Origin of the sequence: Cytobacillus oceanisediminis 2691 (assembly GCF_007678455.1) — a bacterium.
Taxonomy (GTDB): domain Bacteria; phylum Bacillota; class Bacilli; order Bacillales; family Cytobacillaceae; genus Mesobacillus; species Mesobacillus oceanisediminis_A.
Window position 1 is genome coordinate 20344 of sequence record NZ_VEEP01000012.1, and the last position, 23612, is coordinate 43955.

Annotated in this window: 26 protein-coding genes; 14 read left to right on the top strand and 12 right to left on the bottom strand. The window is 42.1% G+C overall.

What is annotated here, in order from left to right; genetic code table 11:
- Positions 1-39: 39 nt before the first annotated feature.
- Together FS736_RS20790 and FS736_RS25285 are read left to right on the top strand one after the other, a co-directional pair.
- Positions 40-222, top strand: coding sequence for a hypothetical protein (locus FS736_RS20790; RefSeq protein WP_144480940.1), 183 nt, complete (start codon positions 40-42; stop codon positions 220-222).
- Positions 223-245: 23 nt separating this feature from the next.
- On the top strand, positions 246-368 hold the full coding sequence (locus FS736_RS25285; RefSeq protein WP_260983676.1) for a hypothetical protein: 123 nt from the start codon (positions 246-248) through the stop codon (positions 366-368).
- Positions 369-455: 87 nt separating this feature from the next.
- On the opposite strand, the gene bioB is transcribed toward FS736_RS25285, so the two are convergent.
- Both bioB and FS736_RS20800 read right to left on the bottom strand, forming a co-directional pair.
- On the bottom strand, positions 456-1454 hold the full coding sequence (gene bioB / locus FS736_RS20795; protein WP_144480942.1) for a biotin synthase BioB: 999 nt from the start codon (positions 1452-1454) through the stop codon (positions 456-458).
- Between the two features lie 23 nt (positions 1455-1477).
- Positions 1478-2068 (bottom strand): biotin transporter BioY, encoded by a 591-nt coding sequence (locus FS736_RS20800; RefSeq protein ID WP_144480944.1) that lies wholly within the window; start codon positions 2066-2068, stop codon positions 1478-1480.
- A gap of 180 nt (positions 2069-2248) precedes the next feature.
- On the opposite strand from FS736_RS20800, the gene FS736_RS20805 reads away from it, so the two are divergent.
- Positions 2249-3016 carry an NAD-dependent protein deacylase gene (locus FS736_RS20805; protein ID WP_186326877.1) on the top strand — a complete coding sequence of 256 codons (768 nt, stop codon included), beginning with the start codon at positions 2249-2251 and terminating at the stop codon, positions 3014-3016.
- A gap of 31 nt (positions 3017-3047) precedes the next feature.
- On the opposite strand, the gene FS736_RS20810 is transcribed toward FS736_RS20805, so the two are convergent.
- Positions 3048-3356, bottom strand: coding sequence for a hypothetical protein (locus FS736_RS20810; protein WP_144480948.1), 309 nt, complete (start codon positions 3354-3356; stop codon positions 3048-3050).
- Positions 3357-3503: 147 nt separating this feature from the next.
- Here FS736_RS20810 and FS736_RS20815 point away from each other — a divergent pair, with 147 nt between their 5' ends.
- Positions 3504-4487, top strand: coding sequence for an alpha/beta hydrolase (locus FS736_RS20815; protein ID WP_186326878.1), 984 nt, complete (start codon positions 3504-3506; stop codon positions 4485-4487).
- Positions 4488-4622: 135 nt separating this feature from the next.
- A complete protein-coding gene (locus FS736_RS20820; RefSeq protein ID WP_144480951.1) occupies positions 4623-5072 on the top strand; it encodes a CoxG family protein in 450 nt (149 codons plus the stop codon).
- 38 nt (positions 5073-5110) lie between these two features.
- Here the strand turns inward: FS736_RS20820 and FS736_RS20825 are convergent, their stop codons facing one another.
- The gene (locus FS736_RS20825; protein WP_144480953.1) at positions 5111-5413 is read right to left on the bottom strand and encodes a hypothetical protein; all 303 of its coding nucleotides are present in this window, start codon (positions 5411-5413) and stop codon (positions 5111-5113) included.
- Between the two features lie 120 nt (positions 5414-5533).
- Here FS736_RS20825 and FS736_RS20830 point away from each other — a divergent pair, with 120 nt between their 5' ends.
- Positions 5534-6247, top strand: a complete 714-nt coding sequence (locus FS736_RS20830; protein WP_144480955.1) for a DUF2161 domain-containing phosphodiesterase — start codon at positions 5534-5536, stop codon at positions 6245-6247.
- Between the two features lie 468 nt (positions 6248-6715).
- Here the strand turns inward: FS736_RS20830 and FS736_RS20835 are convergent, their stop codons facing one another.
- Positions 6716-7582, bottom strand: a complete 867-nt coding sequence (locus FS736_RS20835) for a TetR/AcrR family transcriptional regulator (protein WP_144480958.1) — start codon at positions 7580-7582, stop codon at positions 6716-6718.
- Between the two features lie 185 nt (positions 7583-7767).
- Here FS736_RS20835 and FS736_RS20840 point away from each other — a divergent pair, with 185 nt between their 5' ends.
- From FS736_RS20840 to FS736_RS24495, 3 genes are all read left to right on the top strand, one after another.
- Positions 7768-9306 (top strand): DHA2 family efflux MFS transporter permease subunit, encoded by a 1539-nt coding sequence (locus FS736_RS20840; RefSeq protein WP_144480960.1) that lies wholly within the window; start codon positions 7768-7770, stop codon positions 9304-9306.
- A gap of 72 nt (positions 9307-9378) precedes the next feature.
- On the top strand, positions 9379-9717 hold the full coding sequence (locus FS736_RS20845; RefSeq protein WP_144480961.1) for a nuclear transport factor 2 family protein: 339 nt from the start codon (positions 9379-9381) through the stop codon (positions 9715-9717).
- Positions 9718-9952: 235 nt separating this feature from the next.
- A complete protein-coding gene (locus tag FS736_RS24495; protein WP_186326879.1) occupies positions 9953-10111 on the top strand; it encodes a hypothetical protein in 159 nt (52 codons plus the stop codon).
- A gap of 24 nt (positions 10112-10135) precedes the next feature.
- Here FS736_RS24495 and FS736_RS20850 read toward each other — a convergent pair whose 3' ends face one another.
- Positions 10136-10972 carry a GDSL-type esterase/lipase family protein gene (locus FS736_RS20850; RefSeq protein WP_144480963.1) on the bottom strand — a complete coding sequence of 279 codons (837 nt, stop codon included), beginning with the start codon at positions 10970-10972 and terminating at the stop codon, positions 10136-10138.
- A 235-nt stretch (positions 10973-11207) separates the two neighbouring features.
- Between FS736_RS20850 and FS736_RS20855 the strand changes: the two genes are divergently transcribed.
- Together FS736_RS20855 and FS736_RS20860 are read left to right on the top strand one after the other, a co-directional pair.
- A complete protein-coding gene (locus FS736_RS20855; protein ID WP_144480965.1) occupies positions 11208-12575 on the top strand; it encodes an MATE family efflux transporter in 1368 nt (455 codons plus the stop codon).
- A 101-nt stretch (positions 12576-12676) separates the two neighbouring features.
- The gene (locus FS736_RS20860; protein ID WP_144480967.1) at positions 12677-13198 is read left to right on the top strand and encodes a DUF1572 family protein; all 522 of its coding nucleotides are present in this window, start codon (positions 12677-12679) and stop codon (positions 13196-13198) included.
- A gap of 26 nt (positions 13199-13224) precedes the next feature.
- Here the strand turns inward: FS736_RS20860 and FS736_RS20865 are convergent, their stop codons facing one another.
- Positions 13225-13653 carry a DUF4395 domain-containing protein gene (locus FS736_RS20865; RefSeq protein WP_144480969.1) on the bottom strand — a complete coding sequence of 143 codons (429 nt, stop codon included), beginning with the start codon at positions 13651-13653 and terminating at the stop codon, positions 13225-13227.
- Between the two features lie 171 nt (positions 13654-13824).
- Here FS736_RS20865 and FS736_RS20870 point away from each other — a divergent pair, with 171 nt between their 5' ends.
- The 3 genes from FS736_RS20870 (at position 13825) to FS736_RS20875 (ending at position 15482) form a co-directional block, all read left to right on the top strand.
- On the top strand, positions 13825-14832 hold the full coding sequence (locus FS736_RS20870; RefSeq protein ID WP_144480971.1) for a VanW family protein: 1008 nt from the start codon (positions 13825-13827) through the stop codon (positions 14830-14832).
- 108 nt (positions 14833-14940) lie between these two features.
- Positions 14941-15090, top strand: coding sequence for a hypothetical protein (locus tag FS736_RS24500; RefSeq protein ID WP_186326880.1), 150 nt, complete (start codon positions 14941-14943; stop codon positions 15088-15090).
- Between the two features lie 41 nt (positions 15091-15131).
- Complete coding sequence (locus FS736_RS20875) at positions 15132-15482, top strand: hypothetical protein (RefSeq protein ID WP_144480973.1); 351 nt, start codon at positions 15132-15134, stop codon at positions 15480-15482.
- A gap of 38 nt (positions 15483-15520) precedes the next feature.
- On the opposite strand, the gene FS736_RS20880 is transcribed toward FS736_RS20875, so the two are convergent.
- The 5 genes from FS736_RS20880 to FS736_RS20900 form a co-directional block, all read right to left on the bottom strand.
- Positions 15521-15739: a hypothetical protein gene (locus FS736_RS20880; protein WP_144480975.1), complete on the bottom strand. Its 219-nt coding sequence runs from the start codon at positions 15737-15739 to the stop codon at positions 15521-15523.
- A 133-nt stretch (positions 15740-15872) separates the two neighbouring features.
- A complete protein-coding gene (metH, locus tag FS736_RS20885) occupies positions 15873-19325 on the bottom strand; it encodes a methionine synthase (protein ID WP_144480977.1) in 3453 nt (1150 codons plus the stop codon).
- Entirely contained in the window at positions 19306-21168 is a 1863-nt protein-coding gene (locus tag FS736_RS20890) for a bifunctional homocysteine S-methyltransferase/methylenetetrahydrofolate reductase (protein ID WP_144480979.1), read from the bottom strand. The genes metH and FS736_RS20890 overlap by 20 nt, the downstream gene beginning before the upstream one ends.
- Positions 21165-22349, bottom strand: coding sequence for a cystathionine beta-lyase (gene metC, locus FS736_RS20895; RefSeq protein WP_144480981.1), 1185 nt, complete (start codon positions 22347-22349; stop codon positions 21165-21167). The genes FS736_RS20890 and metC overlap by 4 nt, the downstream gene beginning before the upstream one ends.
- On the bottom strand, positions 22346-23461 hold the full coding sequence (locus FS736_RS20900; protein ID WP_144480983.1) for a methionine biosynthesis PLP-dependent protein: 1116 nt from the start codon (positions 23459-23461) through the stop codon (positions 22346-22348). The genes metC and FS736_RS20900 overlap by 4 nt, the downstream gene beginning before the upstream one ends.
- Positions 23462-23612 lie beyond the last annotated feature (151 nt).

The window sequence follows — 23612 nt, forward strand, 5'->3', positions numbered from 1 at the left end:
AAAAAAACAAATAATAAAAGGAAAAGGAGGGTGAGGATATTGGGAAAATGGAATGAACAGGGTGCACCTAATAATAATTTGTCTGCAGAAACAATAGCGAGTTCCAAGCTTGTAGGAAAAGAAGGGCTGGAGGCGCACGAGTTTTCGGAAGAACTTTCGGACGAAGGAGAAAGGAATAAAGCGATCGACAAACAATTAAAGGAACACCAGCCAGGAATGTAAACAAGAAAGAAATGAAGGCAGGAATGAAAAAAGAGAATCGATACATGGATAAAAGGGGAGACTTCACCGCACACTCTGAGGGTGTGGCTGATTATCCTAAACGGCCGGAACACCGGACGATCAATCAGAATAGTAAGAAGAAATGAATTGAAAAGTTGCCGGGCTCTTGGATGCCAGGCAACTTTTCTTCTATTAAATAGAGAGTCGTTTTCAAAGCACCCCTTCTGGATGCCTTAAATTTCAACTCCATTTTTTTCTTTGTAAAATTCAATTTCAAATCCAAGGTCTTGAAGCATTTTATGGTCAGCAGTTGTATCTTGGCCTGCTGTTGTCAGATAATCGCCAACAAAAATTGAATTGGCAGGATAAAGACCTAAAGGCTGTAAGCTTCTGAGGTTAACCTCCCGGCCTCCTGAAATCCTGATTTCTTTTGATGGATTAATGAATCGCATCAGGCATAGGACTTTTAGACAGTACCGGGGATTTAATTCATCGGTCCCTTCAAGCGGGGTACCCTCAATTGCATGGAGGAAATTAACCGGAATGGAATCGGCATCTAGAACCTTAAGGCTCCTCGCCATGTCAACGACATCCATCTTTGATTCCCTCATTCCAATAATAACCCCGGAGCAGGGAGAAATTCCGCTGCTTTTAATCAGTTCAACCGTATTAACTCGATCTTGATATGTATGTGATGTCGTGATTGACTCATGATGGCTTGCAGATGTATTAAGATTGTGATTATATCGATCCACACCAGCAGCTTTGAGCTTTTCTGCCTGAGATGGTTTAAGGATTCCAAGGCATGCGCATACTTTAAGGCCAAACTTTTCTTTAATTTCCTGAACAGCCGAAGATACTGTATCAAGTTCCTTTTCGCTTGGCCCTCTGCCGCTGGCTACAATACAATAAGTACCTGCGTTGAGATTGTAAGCTTGTTCAGCACCCTGGAGGATGGTTTCTTTGTCCATCATTCGATACTTATCGATAGGAGCACTCGAGATACTTGATTGCGCACAGTAGCCGCAGTTTTCAGGGCATAAGCCTGACTTTGTATTAATAATCATATTAAGCTTAACTTTATTGCCAAAATGATGGTGGCGAATTGTGTATGCAGCCTGGAGCAATTCCAGCAGTTCTTGGTCCGGACAATCCAGTATACTCAGTGCTTCTTCATCCGTCAGTTCGTCGCCTTCAAGAACGCTAAATGCTAACCTTTTCCAGTATGACATCAAGAACCCCCCCTATGTTTGTTTTAAGCCGCTTTTCTTAAATGTTTAAAGTTCGCCTTTGACAATACTGTTTTTTCCAGTCTGTGACCCATCATACCAGCAAATACAGAAAGGAGGATGTCTTTCGGAAGAGGAGCAACCATCCAAAGCCATGCCATTTTATACGTAAATCCTTCTGGAGCAGCAGCCCAGAATTTATAAGCAAAATACATCCAATTTGTACCGAAAACATAATTAATAATAAGTCCGGCCAGTGATGCCATGATGAACGCAGAAAGTGACCGATGCTTCTCAACCATTTTGCCTGCAACATAGGCTGTTAAAATAAATGAAAGAATAAATCCGAAGGTTGGACTAATCACTGTAGAAAAGCCCGCACCGAATCTAGCAAAGATCGGTACGCCGACCAAACCTACGAGGGCGTAGACAGTCATTGATATGGCTCCCAGCCTGCTTCCCAGGATAATCCCTGCCAAAATCGCAAAGAAGGTTTGAAGAGTGATTGGTACTCCACCCACAACCATAAAAGGTACAAACGAAGTAATATTTGCCCCAATCGCCATAAGACCGACGAACATGGAAGCAAGAGTGAGATCAAGCGCTTTAAACTTCATGTTAATAGCTCTCCTTTTCTATAATATAAATTCAGAATAAACTTTCCGAATTATTTATGTCAACCAAAAATTATTTAAGTTAACATTTATATAAAAAAGAAACCAAAACACTTTTGCCATTGCCAGTATTTAATTTATAATTGTCATTATGATCTTCCAGCAATGACAGGGGATGGTAATATGGAAAAAATCCAATTATGCAGCGAAATAGTTGCCAAAGCAAAAAATATTGTTGTGTTGACTGGTGCAGGAATAAGTACAGAGTCTGGCATTAAAGACTTTCGTTCACGAACAGGAATCTATAATCATGCCCCGGAATATATCCTTTCAATGGATTATTTTCATGAGCATCCAATGGCCTTTTATGAATTTGCTTTCTCTAATCTTTACCATCCGAAGGCCATGCCAAATAAAGGCCATCGTATTCTGGCAAAATGGGAGCAAGAAGGACGTATTGATTGTATCATCACTCAAAATATTGATGGACTGCATCAAAAAGCAGGGAGCAAGAATGTAATAGAATTCCATGGAACAATGAAAACAGCAACTTGTCAAAATTGCGGTCAAAAGTATAGTGCAGATGATTTATTAATTAGGAAGCAGACAGATGAAAAATTTTTTGTTTGCAGGGAATGTGAGGCCGATCGAGATTTATTCCACCTTATAAAACCAGATGTGATTTTGTTTGGAGATGCGGGTGAGTGGTTTACACCTGAGGGATTCGAAAAAATCTTAAATAGAATTGCTGAAGCCGATTGTTTACTCATTTTAGGCACTAGCCTGAGAGTAACGCCGTTTTCTGCATTTCCTCAATATAAAAACAAAAATATCCCCATGATCATCATTAATAAAGGTGACACACCATATGACTATGACAATGACACCTATGTCATCCAGCATTCCATTGGAAGATGTTTAAGTGAAATTGATGATTACCTAAAAAATTAAAAATGGTGCACGGTTATCCGTGCACCAGAAATCATCTTATGCGGTTATGCATTTCCCGTTCAGGCAGCGGTCTGTCTATATCCAGCTGTTTATCTGTTTCAATTCCCGGATTTTCGGATGGATCATCCTCGTAATCCTTAAATGCTGATTCTCCCACATCCAGTTCTCCAGGACTGAAAGCATTAACAGGGTATTCCTTCGTCTTTTTCTTATCGAAGTTATAGCCTGAAATAGAACTATTGACCAGGTTTTGGTTTTTCTCCTTGATGCCTTCGATTGAATCTATCATTTCTTTTTCATTTTTATATGATTTAAGGATATGCTTTTTCTCGATTTCCATATCGATCAGCCTCCTAACGGTTTTACTTACATATACCCAATATAATACTCGTTTTAACTTTTTGTATTTTTTACCAGAATGGTCTTTTTGTTCTGCCAATCTGGTAAACTATTTTATAAGATAAGCTTGAATAAAGGGGACGAAGAGTTGAAGAAGAAAATCATTTGGACAGTCATTGGGGTGATTTTAACCATAGTCATCGTATTGATTGCTGCGGGAAATTATTTTTATGATGTGGCGATTAACCGCAGCCATGATGCTGTGGATCTCCATGGAGGGGGCGAGAGTGTAACAGCCGCGACTCTTTCAAGCGATGAAGAGCAACAGAGTAAACTTGAAGAGCTTACGGAATGGACCGAAAAGCAGAAGTTTGAAATTGTTGAAATAGAATCTGAAGATGGTCTTAAACTGAAAGCCAGATATCTGAAAAATAAACATCCAGGATCAAAAGCTGTCATTCTTGCTCACGGTTATAAAGGCAACAGCGAACAAATGCCTGGCATAACAAAATTTTATTACGATCAGGGTTATGATGTCCTTAAACCGGATGCGCGTGGCCACGGGTTGAGTGAAGGTGAGTATATTGGGTATGGCTGGCATGACCGTAAAGATTTGGTCAAATGGTCACAATATTTAGTTGATCAAAAAGGAGAGGACACCATCTTCCTCCACGGTTTCTCCATGGGCGCTGCAACGGTACTGATGACCAGCGGAGAAAAGCTTCCTGAGCAGGTTAAAGGGATCATCGCTGACAGTGGCTATACAACAGTTCAAGAAGAGCTGAGCCACCAGTTGAAATACCTCTACAATCTGCCCTCTTTCCCGGTCATGCAGGTTACAAGCGCAGTGACGAAAATCAGGGCAGGCTATTCATTTCCTGAAGCTTCAGCCATTGACAGTGTTAAAAAAAACAAGCTCCCTCTATTGATTATTCATGGGGATCAGGATCAACTGGTTCCAACAGATATGGGGAAGAGAATCTATGATAAAGCAAACAGCCCCAAGGAGCTATGGATTGTTCCTGGAGCAGGTCACACTGAGGCATACACTATTGCAGAAAAGGAATATAAAGACAAATTGAAATCATTCTGGTCTTCAGCAATAGAAAACAAATCGATACAGGATTATTGACGTGAACACACACATTAGTGGTGTGTTTTTCATTTTATGTTTGATTTAGTCTCAATGAGGAACAAAGTATAAAATACAGCAGAGGACATATATCTGGTAGAGGAGCAAATTTTTCACCGAAAAGGAGAGGGAGCAATGCCTCAAGGGAAACATGAAATATTAATTGATGTACCAATAGAAAAGGTTTGGGATTTCGTCAAGGATATGGATAACTGGGCCCCGTTATTGCCAGGCTATATCAGTCATGAAAAATTGAATGAAAAACAATCAAAATGGACGTTTAAGGAGACAGTTGGTGTCTTGAAGAAAAAAATCAGTTTGCAAGTCACCATTAAAGAATGGATTGAGCCTGTCAGGGTTACCTTTGACCTTAAAGGAATCAATGAAAACCTGACTGGGAATGGCTATTTTAAGGCAGATCCGGTGGATGTGAACAGGACGAGGATGACTGGATATCTGGAGATGACGGCAGAAGGAGCACTCGCCCCGGTCATGAATGCGGTAATGAAAACTTCCTTGCCAAAAAGCGGCCAGGAATTAACAACCGCAATCGCTGAGGAACTCGAGGGAAGAAAAGCAATTTGACAGGGATTTAAACAGGGGGCCTTGCATTGTGCAGACCCCTATTCAGCTTTTTCAATTTTAACAGGACCATCAATTCGCCCGCTTTTATCGAAGTAGACCGTAACCTTATCGCCGGTTTCAATATTTACCCCAGTCTGCACTTTTTCCTTTTTAAAATAAATGGTTTTACCGTTGCCTTCCCCGAAATAGCCTGATGAATCTACCTTGCTGATTTTATACTCTTCTGTAAAATAATCATATTTAACTTCGTTCGAGCTTTTCCTGGCATCGCTCATTTCGATCTTCAGGAAAATCATCAGACCTAGAAAGAGTGTTAATAAAAATAAGACAAGAGCTCTCATATTTTTTCCTCCAACGCTTCATCACCAAACAGTATATGTCCGATGCTTGTCTATATGACCTCATCCTTTTAAAGTTTGCTATAATTATAGGAAAACTGCAGGATGAACAGAGGTTTGAGCATGACTAAATTATTAGAATCCGATCTATACGAACCGATCAGGAAGCATTTTTTAAAACAGGGGTACCGAGTCAATGGAGAGGTCCATGATTGTGATTTAACAGCATTAAAGGATGATGAACTTATCATCGTAGAGTTAAAGCTGACATTTAATATTGAACTGCTCCTTCAGGCAACGAGAAGACTGCGCCTTACTGATATGGTGTATATAGCAATCCCAAAACCGAAGCGGATATCAAGGAGACGCTGGAATGATGTCATCCACCTGGTAAAAAGGCTGGAAATCGGCCTGATTGTCGTAACGTTTGCCGGAAATCGAAAAACCATTGAATTTAAGGTTCACCCAGAACCATTCAATCGCAAGTCGAGCAAGAACCGGCGAAAAAAAGCGGCTTTGATCAAAGAAATTGAGGGAAGAAGCGCTGACTACAATGTCGGCGGAAGTAATAAAAGCAAGATCATGACCGCATATAAAGAAAATTGTATCCAAATAGCCTGTTATCTTGAGAAACTTGGGCAGATGTCACCTAAAGCACTCGTGGCACTCGGGACCGGCGAAAAGACCCCATCAATCCTCCAGAAAAACTACTATAAATGGTTTGAAAGAGTCGAGAGAGGCGTATATGCACTTTCAGACCAGGGACAGGCAGACCTAAAGGATTTCCCTGAACTCGTAGCGTATTATTCAGGGAATCTGGAAGAGCCTAGTCAATGATATGTGCCCGGACTGAGAGAGAATCGCAAAAACCGGGCACATACAGAAAGGATATGTTCCCGAACTGACGGGAAAACGCAAAAACGGGGCACATAAAGAAAGGATATGTGCTCGAACTGAAGGGGAATTGCCAAAACGGAGCACGTAAAAAAAGAATATGTGCCCGAACTGAAGTAAAATCGCAAAACGGGGCACATAAAAGAGGGATATATTCCCGAACTGACGGGGAATCGCAAAAACGAGGCAAATAAAGGAAGGATATGTGCTCGAACTGAAAGTGAATTGCCAAAACGGGGCACGTAAAAAAAGAATATATGCCCGAACTGAAGTAAAATCGCAAAAACGGGCCACATAAAAGAAGGATATGTTACCGGAATCACAAAACGGGATAAATAATGAAAAAATTAATTTTAAAAAAGCACAGACAGAAAATCAATGTTGATTTCTGCCCGTGCTTTTTTAGTTTATTTATGCTTTTTCAAGAAAATGTTCGTCTATCAAAGCCTGTAATTCCTGTATTTCACGATTAAAATCAGATGACATTGAGAATAGGATACTATCAACCAGGAATTTTCTCGGTGCCTTGGAGCGAAGTTCTTCTTCAATGAAATTGAGCTTTTGGAGATGATCTTTATTTTCGCAATCAAGCTTTTTCAACCGGGAAATACCAGAATGGATTTTAGACCTCCAGTCTAGAGCTTCTCTATTTGAAACAGGGAGCCATGCATCAAGGAATTCTGGAGAAAGTAATTGTTCCTGAGACAGCGTCACTTCCTCAATCAAGTTTAGAATTCGGTTTACACTAAAGCGAACAATTGGAAGCATACTTGCCGAATCACCGTTGGCTTTACGATAAAACCGGACATTTTGAATGAGAATCCCATTAAGCATGATGGCAGCATCCAGAAGATATGGCCTGCAAAGATCATCGGTGATATCTGCAAGCCGGTCAGAATACCATCTCAATGTTTTCATTTGGCCTATTTCAATGAATTGCTTCAGTTCTTTATCCCCGGAAAAATAGACTTCTTCAAAAAGCGGGATGATTTTATTTTCCCTGTTTGCTGTCATCTGGAGTTCGATTTGCCTCATGAATACTTCTGGGTCACCTGGATCCTGGCCAAGCAATAAGGCGTCTCGGGCCATTTCCATTTTCCTGAAAGCTGCCCTGAAGATTTCCATGAGCAGCTCATTTTTTGATAAGAAATAATTATAAAAGGTTCCTTTAGATATTCCGCTGTAATCAAGGATATCCTGAATAGAGGTAGAGTGGAATCCTTTTTCTATAAAAAGCTCGTGCGCTTTTTCGATAACATTCCGTTTTCTGTCGTTCATTTCATCACCTTAACCCTTTTTGAACCGATTGTATAAAAAATATACTACATTAAATTTTCGGACATTACAAACCCTTTAACAACAATGGTTTAAAACTATTGCAAAAAATGGACCGATGGTATATGCTAGTGTCTATGCAAACACATTGTTGACAAATTTGTGAACAATAGAGGGGGAAATTCACAATGAATAAAAACTTTCAAGCGCCCGAAAAACCGCCGTACGGTATTCTCGCGGTATTGATTGTCGGGGCTTTTATCGCATTCTTAAATAATACATTGCTTAATATAGCCTTGCCATCCATCATGACAGACTTGAAGGTGGAGGCCACGACAGTACAGTGGCTTACAACCGGCTTCATGCTTGTCAGCGGAGTCATGATTCCGCTTAGTGCCTATTTGATTCAGAAGTACTCAGTTAGGCGATTATTCTTAACCGCAATGGGATTATTCACTGCAGGTACAATTTTGGCTGGTGCTGCTCATGTTTTCCCATTATTATTAACCGGCAGGATGATCCAGGCGTCAGGTACCGCCATCATGATGCCATTATTGATGAATGTCATGCTCGTCAGTTTCCCGATTGAAAAACGGGGAACGGCAATGGGGGTCTTTGGCCTGGTATTGATGTTCGCACCTGCAATTGGTCCAACACTTTCCGGCTGGCTAATTGAGCATTACGACTGGAGAATGCTGTTCCACTTTGTAACACCAATCGCAGCCATTGTTTTATTACTCGGCTTCTTTTTGCTTAAAGATAAAAAAGAAAAAGTGCATATGCATCTTGATGTTATTTCTCTGACACTATCCAGTATCGGTTTTGGCGGGCTCCTGTATGGATTTAGCTCAGCAGGTTCAAAGGGCTGGGATAGCCCAAATGTTTACTTAACTTTAACAATCGGTACTGTGTCATTGGTTACATTTATTCTTCGTCAATTGAGACAGGATAATCCAATGCTTAACTTCAGGATCTATAAATACCCTATGTTCGCCTTATCATCAGCTATTTCGATGATTGTAACCATGGCAATGTTCTCAGGTATGCTTTTGCTGCCGATTTACGTGCAGACCATTAGGGGAATTTCTCCAATGGATGCAGGATTGATGCTTTTGCCAGGTGCAATAATAATGGCAATCATGTCACCTATTACAGGCCGATTATTTGATAAATTCGGCGGACGTGCTTTGGCTATTATAGGCCTGACGATTACGCTTGTAACGAGTTATTATTTCAGCAAGCTATCATTGGAAACAACTTATACCCAGTTGATCATCCTTTACACTGTTCGTATGTTCGGGATGTCCATGGTCAATATGCCAGTTTCTACAAACGGGTTAAACCAATTACCTGCAAAATATTATCCGCATGGTACAGCTATGAATAATACAATGCAGCAGGTTTCAGGTGCTATTGGTACGGCGTTGTTGGTTACTGTAATGTCTACGCGTGCAAAAAGTTACGGTACGGAGCTGGCAGCAAATGCTTTTAAACAAGCTGCAGCAGCAGGCAAAGCCGTAACTCCGGCTGCCAAAGCTGAAATGGAACAGCAAATTGCCATGCAGGCAATGCTGCACGGAATCAATGATGCCTTTTATGTGACAGTATTCCTCTCAGCCCTTGCGTTGGTGCTTGCTTTCTTTATCAAACGCGCGACTCAGGCAGAAGATACAATTGGCAAAAAGGCAGCTGCAAAGAATCACTCTCATAAATTGGCCAATAATTAAGAATGTCCCCCTGAATTCCAGGGGGATTTTTAGTATAATGATGTAAATTATTCCGGGGAAAGGATGGCTAGTATGCAAAAGACGCCCGAAAAGCTTGCTCAGCAACAACTGGATGCCTATAATAAACAAAATTTAGATGAGTTTTTGTCCGTATACAGTGATGATGTGGTAATAATGGAGTTTCCGTCAAATGATATTACCACAAAGGGAATCGAAGAAATGAGGACTCGCTACAAAAAGTTATTTGAGCAGTATCCAAACAACCATGCAGAATTATTGGCAAGGATTGTCCATGGTAATAAGGTAATCGATCATGAACTGGTAACTGGCAGAGAGAATAGCGCACCCAAAAAAGCTGTTGCTATTTATGAAGTGACTGAAGGTAAGATAGCAAAGGTTTGGTTTTTATAATCTATATCTATCTTAAGAAACGAGCCAGACCATGCAGTACTATGGGTCTGGCTTATTTTTAAATCTGTTAATGCAAACCATTTTCGGAATTTGTCTCCCATTATAATTTTTATTCTGCGAGGGAGTCTAACAGTTACAGCCCTAAATTTAGCTTTTCACGGTTTGACAATACATTACGACGAAATATACCGATCAAAGTATATAGAACAAAGTATGTAAAAGGAGGTGTTTGAATATGGTGAACATGAAGAAAGATTGGGAAGATCCCGATGATGAAAATGGAATCGCCCGATTATTCGGTCTTGATAAAGAAACGAGCCTGCAATCTGTCAATTTTGCTACTTCAGAAAGTCTTCTGTTGAATGAACATTTTCAGGAAGACTCTCAAAAATAAAGAAAGCCAGGCGCATAGCCCAGCTTATTTTTCGCGGTTTGCCAGTACGGCATCCGCTTTATGCTGTTGTTGGAATTGCTCCAGCATCTGGTTTGAGATGGCGGTATTTCCTAATGGATTGGGATGGACTCCATCAGTAGACAGATATTGCAAATTTTCACTGTTGATGACATTCGTTGTCTGAACCACTATGGAATATGGTGTTTCTTTTGCTGTTTCGTAAATCATTAAATTCCATTTTGGAAGCAGTTTATCCGCTAATGAGTAAAATTGATGATCAGTTGGCATTGGATTATATAGTTCAAGAAAAACTATAGTCGCCGCTGGATTCAGTTCTTTGATCCTAGTGGTGATTTCAGAAAGATTTTTTGAAAATCCTCCTTGAAGGCTATCGAAAGACTTAAGTGCGCTGTAGATGTCACTTTTCTTGACGAGTTTAAGGATGTCATTACCGCCTACATTTAGGGTAATTAAATCGGCCCCTTTGACTTCCTCATCATATATTCCATCCTGTACCAGCACGTTCAATCGTTCGCTAGTTATTCCTATGATTCCTTCATTCTGAGAAATGACTTGTTTGCCAGTTTCAGCACCAAGCTTGCTTGAGAATTGACTGATGAAATTTTCTTCTTCAGAAATTCGATACCCGCGGATTATTGAGTCCCCGAGCGCAAGGTGGTTGACTGTACTGTCAGGGGATGTACGGTAATAATCTATATAAGTAAGCTTATTGGTTTTTTCAGTTACAGGGGCACTTTCCTGTTTCATCTTATTTAGCTGGTATTGTGGATAGTAAATCCATGCGGAAAGAGACAAGGCAGAAATGAGAACTAAGAGCATAAAGTACTTTATGATTTTCATGATGTTCACTCCTCGATATATGTCTATTGTATCAAGGATTTGGAAGAAAATAATTAGGGGGGTATTTCCATTTTTTAAAAAATAATAATATTTAGTTATCCGAAAAAAATCCTATCGTACTAATTAGATTTTGATATACTAGACAAGACTGCTTTGACTTTAAGTTTTACTATCGCTTTTGCAGTCGTTATAGGAAAAGAGACTTATATTACTACTATATTCAAGGAGTCCACAGATGTACCAGACTTTTTCGACAAAAGAAAAAATAAAGCAGATTTTTGTCTTACTGATACCAATCTTGATCACACAATTAGGGATGTTTTCCATGGTGTTTTTTAATACCATCATGTCGGGAAAATATAATTCCTCAGACCTTGCTGGTGTAGCGATTGGATCTTCAATCTGGAGCCCTGTATTCACTGGGCTTAGCGGAATTCTCCTCGCGGTGTCACCAATTGCTGCCCAGCGCTTTGGTGAAAAGAAGGGAAAAGAGGTATCTTCCATTCTTACCCACGGGATTTATTTAGCTTTAATCATTGCCGTAATTGTCATTATTATGGGGATTTTTCTGCTAAATCCAATTTTAAATGCAATGAACCTTCCTGAAAGTGTACATGAAACGGCATTTCAATACCTTGCTGGATTAGGCTATGGAATCATTCCCTTGTTTATTTTTAATGTTTTGAGGTCATTTATTTATGCTCTGGGTAAAACAAGAGTGGTCATGTATATTCTGCTCATGTCACTGCCAGTCAACTTCTTCCTAAATTATGTCCTGATTTTTGGTTATTGGGGCTTCCCGGAACTCGGAGGTGCAGGTGCTGGTTATGCTACGTCAATTACCTATTACATAATTGCAGCAATGACAGCTGTAGTCATAATCAGGCAACAGCCATTTTCCGATTTTGTAGGGCTGGAATACTTCAAGGAATTTTCGGGAAAGAAAGTTAAAGAAATCTTGAAAATCGGTGTTCCGATGGGATTGTCGATCTTTTTTGAAACAAGCATGTTTGCTGTCGTGACGATTTTGATCAGTAAGTTCAATATCACAACGATTGCCGCCTATCAATCCGCATTGAATATAGTCTCATTTCTTTATATGATCCCGATGAGTATTTCGATGGCATTAACTGTATTGGTTGGATTTGAAGTGGGAGCCCGCCGCTATAAGGATGCCAAAATATACAGCTGGCTGGGGATTTATTTGGCAACACTCATCGCAATAGGCGCGGGATTGCTTGTCGTGTTATTCCGTTATAAGGTGGCAGGTTTTTACTCAAATGAGCCCGCCGTTATTGCGTTAACCGGCCAATTTTTGATTTATGCGTTATTCTTCATGATCTCCGACGCCATTCAGGCTACTGCACTAGCGGCACTTCGCGGATATAAAGATGTGAATATATCATTCGTCATCACGCTGATTGCATACTGGCTCATTTGTCTGCCGGTAGGTTACCTGCTCACCCAAAATACCGGACTTGGAGCTTCAGGATATTGGGTCGGCCTTACCACAGGATTGCTGGCAGCCGGAATCTCTTTGTCACTAAGATTAATCTTCATCCAAAAAAGAAGATTCAATACGAATATGGCCGAGGCTGTTTAAAGAGGTTCCTTTTGGAATCTCTTTTTTATTCCTTTATTTGGAATTATCCGAAGGAATTAATGGTGCTTGTGAGGAATATTTAAAAAGGGGAGGTGTATTAAATGGCATATTTAAAAATTGCATTTGAAAATTTCCAAAGTATTAAGAATCAAGCCGAAAGAGCGATGTCTCAATTAAGTCTGGATCAGCTTCATTATTCCCCAAACAAAGAATCAAACAGCATCGCGATCATCTCCAAACATATGAGCGGTAACCTGAAATCAAGGTTCCGTGATTTCCTGACAGCCGACGGCGAAAAACCCGACCGTGACCGGGATGGAGAATTTGAAGGCGCTTTTCACTCGAAAGAAGATTTACTCAATTTCTGGAATGAGGGCTGGTCTGTCCTTTTTGAAACACTTGAAAAATTAACAGAAGGCGATCTTGCTCGAACGGTATATATAAGAAGTGAACCACATAATGCCATGCAAGCCATACAACGCCAAATTGCCCATCAGGCAAGTCATTCTGGACAGATTGTCTATCTAGCGAAGATGCTTAAAAATGAGGAATGGGAAACACTCAGCATCCCAAGAGGAAAGTCACGGCAATACAACGAATCCATGAAGCTGGAGGATAAATAAAAAAGAGAGACCAGTGAAGGTCTCTCTCAAGAAGTTGATGCATGTTTTGCTTTGTATTTGGTCCACTGGAAACGAATGAAACAGCCGATGCAGAATCCAAGAATCGCTATAAAAGCCGCTATTGCAACCATGATGGTGAAAAAGTAACCAATCGCTGTATATCCATTCGCGAAAGAAACAAGTCCTCCTGCTAAACAGATGACAGCTATTTTTTGATTAAACTGCTGCTGCTCCCAGTCTTCAGGGATATATGCGGAAAGATCTTTCTTCAAGAAATGTCTCGCAGCTTTCATTATCGGGTTATAACCGAAGAATATTCCTGATAATCCTGCAGCTAATGGTAAACCTAATATCCATTCAAAACCTGTTAACCAGGCACTAATTACACTTATGACAATGAACCACTGATTTGTCCTGACTAACGGCTGAGGAATTGAGCGTAATTGACCAGACAAAATTAATCCGACCTTTCTTATTGGTTTATAAGTATTTTACCTTTTTTTATCTGAAATGTTAAGTGTAAAGAAAAAATTCATGAAAACATCGCTGACATTGAAATATGGAAAAGTATCCCTGAATATAATGGAATGCTGCATAAATTATATATAAAAAAGACGGGGGAAAGCATGGGTCGATTTTTTAAAGGTGTATGGGTTTTGATTCTGGCAGGGTGCATTGGTGTTTCTGGCTGTGCTCAACAAACTTCGGTGAAGGATGAAACGGAAAAGAAGGTAGTCGAACCAGCTGAGGATCAAAAAGTCAAAGAAGAACAGGAACCAAAAGAACAGGAACCAGAAGTGGTTGAGCCAATTGTAGTGGAAGTCATTGAGCCAACAACACAGGAGGTTGTCAAATCACTGACACCAATTGAGTTGGGTTTTGGTACAGATGATGCGAAATACAGGAATGAGCTTGAGAAGTGGGCACGTGAACTGGCACGCGGTACAGAAACGACAGCTGGCTTTGACAGACGTATGATTCCGGATAAGCTCGGCCCAGACGGTCAGGTGATCAAGGGAAGCCCACTTATTATTTTGGAGGAAGAGGAACTTGTAAATAGCATCATCGAGGCCTCTAAAGAAGGAGGGGCTGTAGAGCTGCCTCTCTATGTGACTGCGAGCAGCTACGAAATAAGTGATGCAGCCAGACTTGATGAGGTGGTTGTAGGTAAGTATACAACCTATTTTAATGCAGGGGTTGCCGGCAGGACAAAGAATATTGAGTTGTCAGCAGATGCCATTAACAATGTCATTCTGGGAGTGGGGGATGTCTTTTCATTCAACACAACGGTCGGTCCAAGTGATGAGGCCCATGGTTACCAGCCTGCCGAGGAGATTGTTAACAAAAAGCTGGTCATGGGCATTGGGGGAGGAATCTGCCAGACTTCTTCTACCCTATTCAATGCGGTCGATGTTCTTGGGGTTGGATATGTGGAAAAACATCATCATTCGCTTTCGGTCGGTTATGTGCCTAAGGGAAGGGACGCCACCGTTTCATACGGAGGCAAGGATTTCAGGTTCGAAAACACAACAGGTGTGCCATTATTGCTAAAAGCAATTGTCAGCAAGGGCAGCCTCACTGTGGAAGTGAGAACTTCAAAAGACTATCAAACCCAAATGAAAAAGGGAATCTAAGGGCTTAAAAATAATCCGTCATAAGACGTAGAACGAATCAACCTAATGGTGAATGTTTCCATCATCGCCTTCCATTATTCTTGAATTAAGAACAGGGAGGCGATTCAAATGGAAATGAATTATCTTGCATTAGAATATATTTGGAATTCAAAACAGGAAGAACTAAAAAGGAAAGCTCACTTCAAAGAAACTTATCAGCTTTATCCGCAGAGTAAAAAGTTTGACTGGGTGAGTGCATTAAGGAGGGAAAATAAATAAAAATAATTAAATACATTTTATACACGTCAGGTTTTGTGATTTTGCAGGTAATGATAGGGAAGTTCCAGCTATTTTTTAAGAATATGGGAATGGAAACATATAGCCTCTATCCATGGAGCTTCCTTTCTGTATTATTTTATTTTCCATTAGGTGTTTATCTTGGAATTCCGGAACTGCTGAAGAAATTTAGCGAAAATGGCAAGTGGAAAATCAATTGGCTTAAAATCTTCTTCATCTCTTTCCCGTTGATCTATATTTCTTTCTTCTGGTTCATTCCTTTCTCTTATCCAATTCCGAATTTTTTGGCAGACACCAATACAACATTTAAATTAGCAATGATTGCAGCAGGTTTTATCTTTATGAATAGCATTGAAAAAGAAAACAGCGGATGAGAACATCCGCTGTTTTCCCATTAATTCATTTGGAGTTTTCATGAGGTACGTTTCTTTTCGTTCACATTCACCAACAGTCCCCGCTTGATCCAATAATCCAGATGGTCAACAGGAAAGACGCTTCGATTTTCAGCATTGTTCATTTGGATGATCACACTGCTCTCAGAAACCTCTAAAACCTTTAATCTGTCAGAGTTATACATATTCGGCATAAACCCATGCCTGATTTCAAACTCCATATTATTTTTATATTCCATAAAAAACCCTCCAGGATTTCTTTATGGATATAATATTTGCTAAAAACAGATGAATTATCCATTTTTGTCTTAACAGATTGCTGGTGAATTAAATAAAAAAGCAAGAGGGAGGTTACCCCTCTTGCAACTTCTGCTAATTCTTCAAAACATTGAAGTACCTTGCTTCTGGATGTGAAAATACAATTGCTGTGACTGATGCTTCAGGTTCCATCATACAGCCTTCGGTTAATTCTATGCCGATTTCCTCTGGCTTGAGCAGGTTGAAAAGTTTCTTTTGGTCTTCCAAATCTGGACAGGCAGGGTAGCCGAAAGAAAAACGCTGTCCCTGATATTTGGCGGCAAATCGGTCTTTCATAGTCATATCCGGTGTGTCGGGGAATCCCCAACGATCGCGGATTTGTCGGTGGAGAAGCTCGGCAAAGCCTTCTGCGGTCTCAAGAGCCAATGCTTGGAGGGCATGGTTTTCCAGGAAGTTCCCCTTATTTTTCAGATGTTCTGCTGCCTGTCGTATTCCCGCACCTGCCGTTACTGCAAACATTCCGACATAATCTTTTTCATCATCTGTTATAGGCCGAACGAAATCCGCCAGGCAAAGTCCTGGAGATACTTCTTGTCGCGGGAACTCGAAGGTTTCAATAATTTGGTCCTGCTGCTGAGGGTCGAAAATATAGAGTTTATCCCCTTCGGACTGGGCAGGGAAGAACTGATAGACTGCTGCCGGTTTAATCCAACCATTTGTTTTTGCCTCTGTTAACAACGATTGGACAACCCCTTGCAGCATGACTGCCTTTTCATTTGATTCAGCGAGCAATTTTTCCACTTTCCCTTTCAAACCCAGGTGATGTCCCAACAGCATCTGTTGATTGATATAGGGCTCGATATGGGAAAGGGAATAGGATTTAACGAGATGCCTATTTAAATCCTGCGGTATAAATACCGGTGCCTTTTCAATCACTTTTGGGCGTTCAAGGACAGCGGTAGCAGATTTCCGGCCAGGTATTATAATTTCTTGCTTGTTTAATGCAGCTTCCTGCTTTTCTTTTTGTTCTTGCAAAAACTGTTCATAGCCGTTTGGTTCCCGTAGTCGATTGGCGAGAGACAGGCCGTTCATCGCATCTTTTGCATATAATACAAGTCCGTCATATTGCTGCGCGATTTTTGTATCAGTAAACTTCCTTGAAAGGGCGGCACCACCTACCATTATCGGGAGATCGATGCCTGCTTGCTTCATATCCTGTGCAGTCAGCACCATCTGCTGTGCGGATTTCACAAGCAGACCTGAAAGACCCACGATATCTGGTTTTTCTTTTCTTATTGCCTCAATGAGGGCATTCGGGGCAACCTTGATCCCAAGATCGACGACATCATAGCCATTGTTGCTGAGGATGATATCGACAAGGTTTTTTCCAATATCATGGACATCGCCTTTTACAGTAGCAAGAAGCACTTTACCCTTAGCAGCGGTGGTATCATTTTTTTCCATATGCGGCTCCAGATGAGACACAGCTGCTTTCATGACCTCTGCGCTTTGGAGAACCTCAGCCACGATCAACTGATTATCATTGAACAGCCTGCCAACTTCTTTCATCCCATCCATCAAAGGACCGTTGATGATATCCAGTGGGGCAGGGTAGGTTTCAAGTGCAATATCCAGGTCAGGCAGAAGACCTTCTTTCGTGCCTTCGACCACATAGTAGGCCAGCCTTTCTTCAAGTGTCATATCAGGCAGGGTGCTTTTGGCTTCCTTCTTTTTATCCCTGTAAAAATCAGTAAAGTCAGCAAGTGTTTGATCTGTAGTATGGAACAATAAATCTTCAGCCATTTTTACTTCCTCTGGACTAATTGAAGCAAAACGCTCAAGCTTTTCTGTATTCACAATTGCATAGTCCAGGCCAGCCTGGGTGCAGTGATAAAGAAAGACAGAGTTCAAGACTTCACGGCCCACTGGTGGAAGCCCAAATGAAACATTGCTGATGCCGAGGATTGTTTGGGTTTCCGGGAATGTCTCCTTGATCATCCTGATGCCGTCAACAGTCGCTTTGGCTGAACCGATATATTGTTCATCCCCGGTACCGACTGGGAAGACAAGCGGATCAAAAATCAGATCCTGAGCAGGAATCTTATATTTATTGACAAGCAGGTCATATGAACGTTTGGCAATCGCCAATTTCTTCTCAGCGGAAACACCCATGCCTTCTTCTTCAATTGTGCCGACCACCACCGCTGCACCATATTTGTGGATCAGTCGGGCAACTGATTCAAAGCGATCTTCGCCATCTTCAAGATTGATTGAATTGATGATTGCCTTACCCTGAGAATAGCTTAGAGCCTTTTCAATCACTGTATCATCAGTCGAATCGATTACCAGCGGAACCTTTACCTTTTTGACAACTTCCTTAATGAACTGTTCCATATCCTGAAGTTCATCTCTGTCGGGGTCCGCCAGGCAAATGTCGATGACATGGGCACCGTTTTTAACCTGCGCTCTTGCAATTTCGGCTGCTTCTTCTATTTTCCCCTCGGAAATCAAGCGCTTGAATTTCCGCGAACCGATAACATTTGTCCGTTCACCAACCATGATTGGTCTTAATGTTGGATCATCATAGATGAAAGGTTCGATTCCAGATACCATGTGAAGCTGGTTTACTTCTGTCTGCCTTGGCTCACGTTCTTTCATTTTTTCCGAGATCGCCTTTATATGGGCCGGAGTGGTACCGCAGCAGCCACCGACAATATTCAGCCAGCCTTGTGTGGCAAAGTCGGATAGTTTCTGTGCAAGGGTATCAGGTGTTTCATGATATTGACCTTCTTCATCCGGCAGTCCTGCATTTGGATAACAGCTGACTGCTGACTGGGAGAGGGAGGACAGAGAGCGAAGGTGCTCTTGCATGAATTCAGGACCTGTTGCACAGTTCAGCCCTATGGCAATTGGATTCATGTGCTGAACCGAAATATAGAATGCTTCAATCGATTGGCCGGCAAGTGTAGTTCCCATCGGTTCGATAGTGGCAGAAATCATGATTGGAAGTTCTTTGCCGCTCTGTTCGAAAGCCTGCTTGATTCCGCTATAGGCTGCTTTGACGTTAAGCAAATCCTGGCTGGTCTCAAGAAGCAGCATGTCCACCTTGCCATCGATCAGCCCGAGAGCCTGTTCTTCGTATGCTTTCGACATTTCTTCGAAAGTAGAACCGCCGGTAACACTCAATGTTTTCGTTGTCGGTCCCATCGAACCAGCCACAAATCGGGGCTGGGAAGGTGTAGATGCCTCATCTGCGGCGGCCCTGGCAATCAGTGCTGCTTTCTTGTTGATTTCATAAGCTTTATGGCCTAAACCGTATTCGTCAAGGACCAGACTGGTGGCACCGAATGTATTGGTTTCTACGATATCTGCGCCGGCAGCGAAATATTCACGATGTATATGTTCAATCACTTCGGGTGCAGAAAGATTCAGGATTTCATTACAGCCTTCGAATTCTTCACCGCCAAAATCATCTGCGGAAAGATCAGCCTGCTGGAGCATCGTTCCCATTGCACCATCCATGATGAGGATTTTTTGTTTCATCTGCTCAATTAACAAGGTTGACATTTTGTTTCCTCCTCTTTAGAAGGCTGCTGTATTCATTGGCATATCCAGATAATTCGACAGTCATTTCATAGTTCATGAAAGGGGTGATTAAATAGATTCCGTTGAATAGTTCAGCTGCAGCCTCAATCAAACCCTTCGTGATAGCAATGCCTTCTTTCTTGGATTGAAGGGGTTCATTATTGAATTTCGCCATCGTTTCGAGTATTTCCTGTGAAATCTTGATGCCAGGAACCTCATTATGGAGAAATTCTGCATTCCTGCTGCTCGTAAGCGGCATCAGTCCAATATAGACCGGTGTATCCAAATGCTTTGTGGCTTCATGGACTGCCAAAAGCATCTTTTCTGAGTAGACCGGCTGGGTAATAAAATAATCTGCACCGGCTTTGATTTTCTTTTCCATCCTCAAGACAGCCTTATCAATGGAACGCACATTTGGATTGAAGGCAGCACCGATGGAAAAGGCGCCTTTTTGGCCTAAATCTTTACCAGAGTAGGAGAGTCCTGAATTGAACTGTTTGATCATCTCTATTAATTCAAAGGAAGAAACATCAAAAACAGAAGAGGCTCCGGGAAAATCACCCACACGGGCGGGGTCTCCGGTAACCGCCAAGACATCATGAAGGCCAAGGGTATGCAGCCCCATTAAATGCGACTGCAGCCCTATAATGTTTCGATCACGGCAAGTAAGGTGCACGAGCGGCCGCATTCCTATCTTTTCTTTTACCAGATGGCCGATAGCGGCATTTGAAATTCTTGGTGATGCAAGTGAATTATCCGCCAGTGTCAGGGCATCGATTCCTGTTTCTTTTAAAGCTTTCGCACCTTCAAAAAAGCGGGTCGTATCAAGTTTCCGCGGAGAATCCAGCTCGACAATCACAGAAGGACGTTCTTTTACTAAATCATGAAGTGGAGCTTCTGGCCTTTTAACATCTACTGGAGCGACCAAAACTCTGGTTTTTTTCGCGGCTATTTGCTTATCCGTTATTGGCTGTAATCCTTTTAACTCATCAGCTAATGCTTCAATATGTTGAGGGGTGGTTCCGCAACAGCCGCCAATTAACCTGACGCCCTGATCACGGAAGCTGCGGGCGGATTTCCTGAAATATTCTGGGTCTCCCTCATAATGGAATTTTCCATCTGTGTAAGCTGGCAAACCAGCATTTGGATACGCAGATAAGAACGCTTTTGCCGGAAGCTCAATTTGTTCAAGGCTTGAAATCATATGGTGGGGACCTAATCTGCAATTAAGCCCGACAATATCGGCACCTAGCTCCTCCAGTCTATCGAAAACTTCCTGAAGAGGGGTCTGGTCTTGCATGATGCCAATTTCCTGGAGAGACACCTGGGCAATGATCGGCAAATCTGTTTCCTTTCTGGCAATTTCAAGTACTGTCTCGATTTCTTCCATATCGTAAAAAGTTTCAAGCAACAGTCCGTCCACGCCTTCAAGAAGCAGGCAATAGAGCTGCTCCCTGAAGCTTCTCCTGATCTCTTCGATGGGGATGGCCGAGGGCCTGATTCCGCGATTGCCTCCCATCGTGCCAAGGACATATGCTTCGCTTCCAGCAGCCTGACGCGCGAGCCGGACGGCAGCGCTGTTGATTTCCTTCACCTGGTCTTCAAGTCCATATCTTTCGAGTTTTATATAATTGGCAGCATAAGTATTTGTCTGGATCAGGTCGGCTCCAGCGTTCATATAGGCTTTATGGATTTTTACAATCGCTTCTGGCTGAGAGAGATTCAACTCTTCGAAACAGGTACCACTTCCGTAGGAATGGAGGAGGGTACCGATTGCACCATCCGCTATCAAAATTTCATTTTCCATTCGTTTCAGGAAACTCATGATAATCCCTCCCTATATGCAGCTGCCGTTTCTAATCCGTACAAAGCCTGTTGAAAATCAGAAATCAAGTCATCAGCGTTTTCAAGCCCCACTGAAAGCCTGAGAAGACCATCACCTATTCCTCTTAGCTTGCGTTCCTCCGGCGGCATCGCTGCGTGTGACATTTTTGCAGGATAAGAGAGGATAGACTCTACAGCCCCAAGGCTGACTGCAAAAACCGGTAACTTAACGGAATCAATAAATCCAGGAAGGAGGCCTTCATTTCCAAACTCAAATGAAAGGACAGCTCCTGGACCACCCGCCTGCTGGGATTGAAGATCCGACTGTGAATGACTTGCCAGTCCAGGATAAAATACATTTTTGATCAAAGGCTGGCCTTTTAGAAATTGTGCAATCTTTCTAGCACTGTCCTGGGATTGGTTCATTCTTACAGATAATGTCTTAATTCCTCTCATCACCAGCCAGGCATCCTGGACTCCGAGGACCGCGCCGAAGGAGTTCTGAAGTGAATATAGCCTGTTTGCCAATTGCTCATCCTTTACAACAGCCAGGCCAGCAACGGTATCACTGTGGCCGGACAGAAACTTTGTGGCGCTATGAAGCACGATATCGGCTCCTAAATCCAATGGCCGCTGCAGGTAGGGAGTCATGAAGGTATTGTCCACAAAAGTATATGCTCCGTGCTTTTTGGCAATTGAGCTAAGTGCACGAATATCCGTTATTTTTAACAACGGGTTGGAAGGTGTTTCTGCATACAGCAATGCAGTGTTAGGGCGGACAGCCTGTTCCACGGCATCCAGGTCTGTCATGTCCACAAACGTATGTTCAATTCCAAAACGATTCAGAACCTGTGTTACCATTCTGTATGTACCACCATAAACATCCTCGGTGATGACCACATGATCTCCCTGCGAAAGCAGCATAAATGCAGTTGAAATCGCAGCCATTCCTGATGAAAAGGCAAATCCCCTTACACCGCCCTCCAATTCAGCGATTATATCCTCGAGTGCTTCTCTGGTAGGGTTGAGGCTGCGGCTGTAATCATATTTTCCAAAGTGATCAATCGAAGGCTGATGGTAGGTAGAAGCATGCTGGATTGGAACACTCACTCCGCCAGTTGCAGGATCCACCTTATATTTATTATGCAGCAGCTGGGTTTCGAAGGTATATGGTTGGCTCATTTAACTTTAGCCTCCTCGTATGCCTTTTTAAAAGCCGCTTCCAGATCATCAATTAAATCTTCGTGATTCTCAATTCCAACAGAGAATCGCAGGAGCCTATCACAAACACCTGTTTTTTCACGGACTTCTGCAGGTATATCCGCATGTGTCTGAGTAGCCGGGTAGGTAATGAAACTTTCAACGCCTCCAAGACTCTCAGCAAAAGTGATTGTGGATAGATTTTTCAAAAATGGATTGACGATGGCAGGAGACTGTACTCGGAATGAAATCATTCCGCCTCTGCCTGGATAAAGGACATCCTTTACAGAATCATGATTCTCCAAGAATTCAACCAGTGCTCTGGCATTCCGCTCATGCCGCTCCATCCTTAATGACAATGTCTTCATGCCGCGCAGAAGTAGCCAGGAATCGAAAGGGCTCAACACCGCTCCGCCCCCATTATGATGCAGGGAGAGGGAATCACAAATTTTTTCACCCCTCGCAACAATCAAACCTGCAAGCACATCATTATGGCCGCCAAGATATTTCGTGGCACTGTGGATCACAATATCTGCGCCTGAAGTCAAAGGCTTTTGGAGAAGGGGAGTGTAGAAGGTATTATCCACGATCAGCAGTATCCCGTTCTCTTTGGCAATCTCCGCAATGGCCTGGATATCAGCCAGTTCCATCAACGGATTTGTCGGCGTTTCCACAAACAGCGCCTTCGTATTTTGGTTGATGGCTTGTTTGATTTCATTTAAATTCGACATGTCCGCATACGTACTATGTAATCCCCACTTTTTGAACCCCTGCTCAAGTAGTCTGTAAGTACCTCCGTACAAATCTTTTGAGACAATCCATTCATCTCCAGACTGGAATAACGTAAGAATCGTCCAAATTGCCGCCATTCCCGAGCTGCAGGCATATCCTCGGTCACCTTCTTCAAGATCGGCAATCGCCTTTTCCAAAATTTCGCGAGTCGGGTTGCCGGTGCGAACATAATCATAACCGCTGGACTGGCCGATCCCTTCGTGACGGTACGCTGTTGTTAAATAAATAGGAGGATTGACTGCACCAGTTGCAGATTCACTTCGATTGCCAAGCTGTGCTAACTTCGTATCAATTTTCACCAATATACTCACTCCTTAATTTTTCGGCAGGAGGCAGGAGGCAATGTTTGTTTTAAATCCTCGCATTTAAACTAGTAAACTACCAGCGTAATTGCGAAAATAAAAATTAAAAACAAAAAAGCCTTCTAAAGAAGAAGACTTTTAAAATATTAGC

What these genes read in the sequence shown, in the direction of transcription:
- FS736_RS25285 (WP_260983676.1), top strand. Translation starts at nt 246, where the DNA reads ATGAAAAAAGAGAATCGATACATGGATAAAAGGGGAGACTTCACCGCA.
- bioB (WP_144480942.1), bottom strand. Translation starts at nt 1,454, where the DNA reads ATGTCATACTGGAAAAGGTTAGCATTTAGCGTTCTTGAAGGCGACGAA.
- FS736_RS20800 (WP_144480944.1), bottom strand. Translation starts at nt 2,068, where the DNA reads ATGAAGTTTAAAGCGCTTGATCTCACTCTTGCTTCCATGTTCGTCGGT.
- FS736_RS20805 (WP_186326877.1), top strand. Translation starts at nt 2,249, where the DNA reads ATGGAAAAAATCCAATTATGCAGCGAAATAGTTGCCAAAGCAAAAAAT.
- FS736_RS20810 (WP_144480948.1), bottom strand. Translation starts at nt 3,356, where the DNA reads ATGGAAATCGAGAAAAAGCATATCCTTAAATCATATAAAAATGAAAAA.
- FS736_RS20820 (WP_144480951.1), top strand. Translation starts at nt 4,623, where the DNA reads ATGCCTCAAGGGAAACATGAAATATTAATTGATGTACCAATAGAAAAG.
- FS736_RS20825 (WP_144480953.1), bottom strand. Translation starts at nt 5,413, where the DNA reads ATGAGAGCTCTTGTCTTATTTTTATTAACACTCTTTCTAGGTCTGATG.
- FS736_RS20830 (WP_144480955.1), top strand. Translation starts at nt 5,534, where the DNA reads ATGACTAAATTATTAGAATCCGATCTATACGAACCGATCAGGAAGCAT.
- FS736_RS20835 (WP_144480958.1), bottom strand. Translation starts at nt 7,582, where the DNA reads ATGAACGACAGAAAACGGAATGTTATCGAAAAAGCGCACGAGCTTTTT.
- FS736_RS20840 (WP_144480960.1), top strand. Translation starts at nt 7,768, where the DNA reads ATGAATAAAAACTTTCAAGCGCCCGAAAAACCGCCGTACGGTATTCTC.
- FS736_RS20845 (WP_144480961.1), top strand. Translation starts at nt 9,379, where the DNA reads ATGCAAAAGACGCCCGAAAAGCTTGCTCAGCAACAACTGGATGCCTAT.
- FS736_RS24495 (WP_186326879.1), top strand. Translation starts at nt 9,953, where the DNA reads ATGGTGAACATGAAGAAAGATTGGGAAGATCCCGATGATGAAAATGGA.
- FS736_RS20850 (WP_144480963.1), bottom strand. Translation starts at nt 10,972, where the DNA reads ATGAAAATCATAAAGTACTTTATGCTCTTAGTTCTCATTTCTGCCTTG.
- FS736_RS20855 (WP_144480965.1), top strand. Translation starts at nt 11,208, where the DNA reads ATGTACCAGACTTTTTCGACAAAAGAAAAAATAAAGCAGATTTTTGTC.
- FS736_RS20860 (WP_144480967.1), top strand. Translation starts at nt 12,677, where the DNA reads ATGGCATATTTAAAAATTGCATTTGAAAATTTCCAAAGTATTAAGAAT.
- FS736_RS20870 (WP_144480971.1), top strand. Translation starts at nt 13,825, where the DNA reads ATGGGTCGATTTTTTAAAGGTGTATGGGTTTTGATTCTGGCAGGGTGC.
- FS736_RS24500 (WP_186326880.1), top strand. Translation starts at nt 14,941, where the DNA reads ATGGAAATGAATTATCTTGCATTAGAATATATTTGGAATTCAAAACAG.
- FS736_RS20880 (WP_144480975.1), bottom strand. Translation starts at nt 15,739, where the DNA reads ATGGAATATAAAAATAATATGGAGTTTGAAATCAGGCATGGGTTTATG.
- metH (WP_144480977.1), bottom strand. Translation starts at nt 19,325, where the DNA reads ATGTCAACCTTGTTAATTGAGCAGATGAAACAAAAAATCCTCATCATG.
- FS736_RS20890 (WP_144480979.1), bottom strand. Translation starts at nt 21,168, where the DNA reads ATGAGTTTCCTGAAACGAATGGAAAATGAAATTTTGATAGCGGATGGT.
- metC (WP_144480981.1), bottom strand. Translation starts at nt 22,349, where the DNA reads ATGAGCCAACCATATACCTTCGAAACCCAGCTGCTGCATAATAAATAT.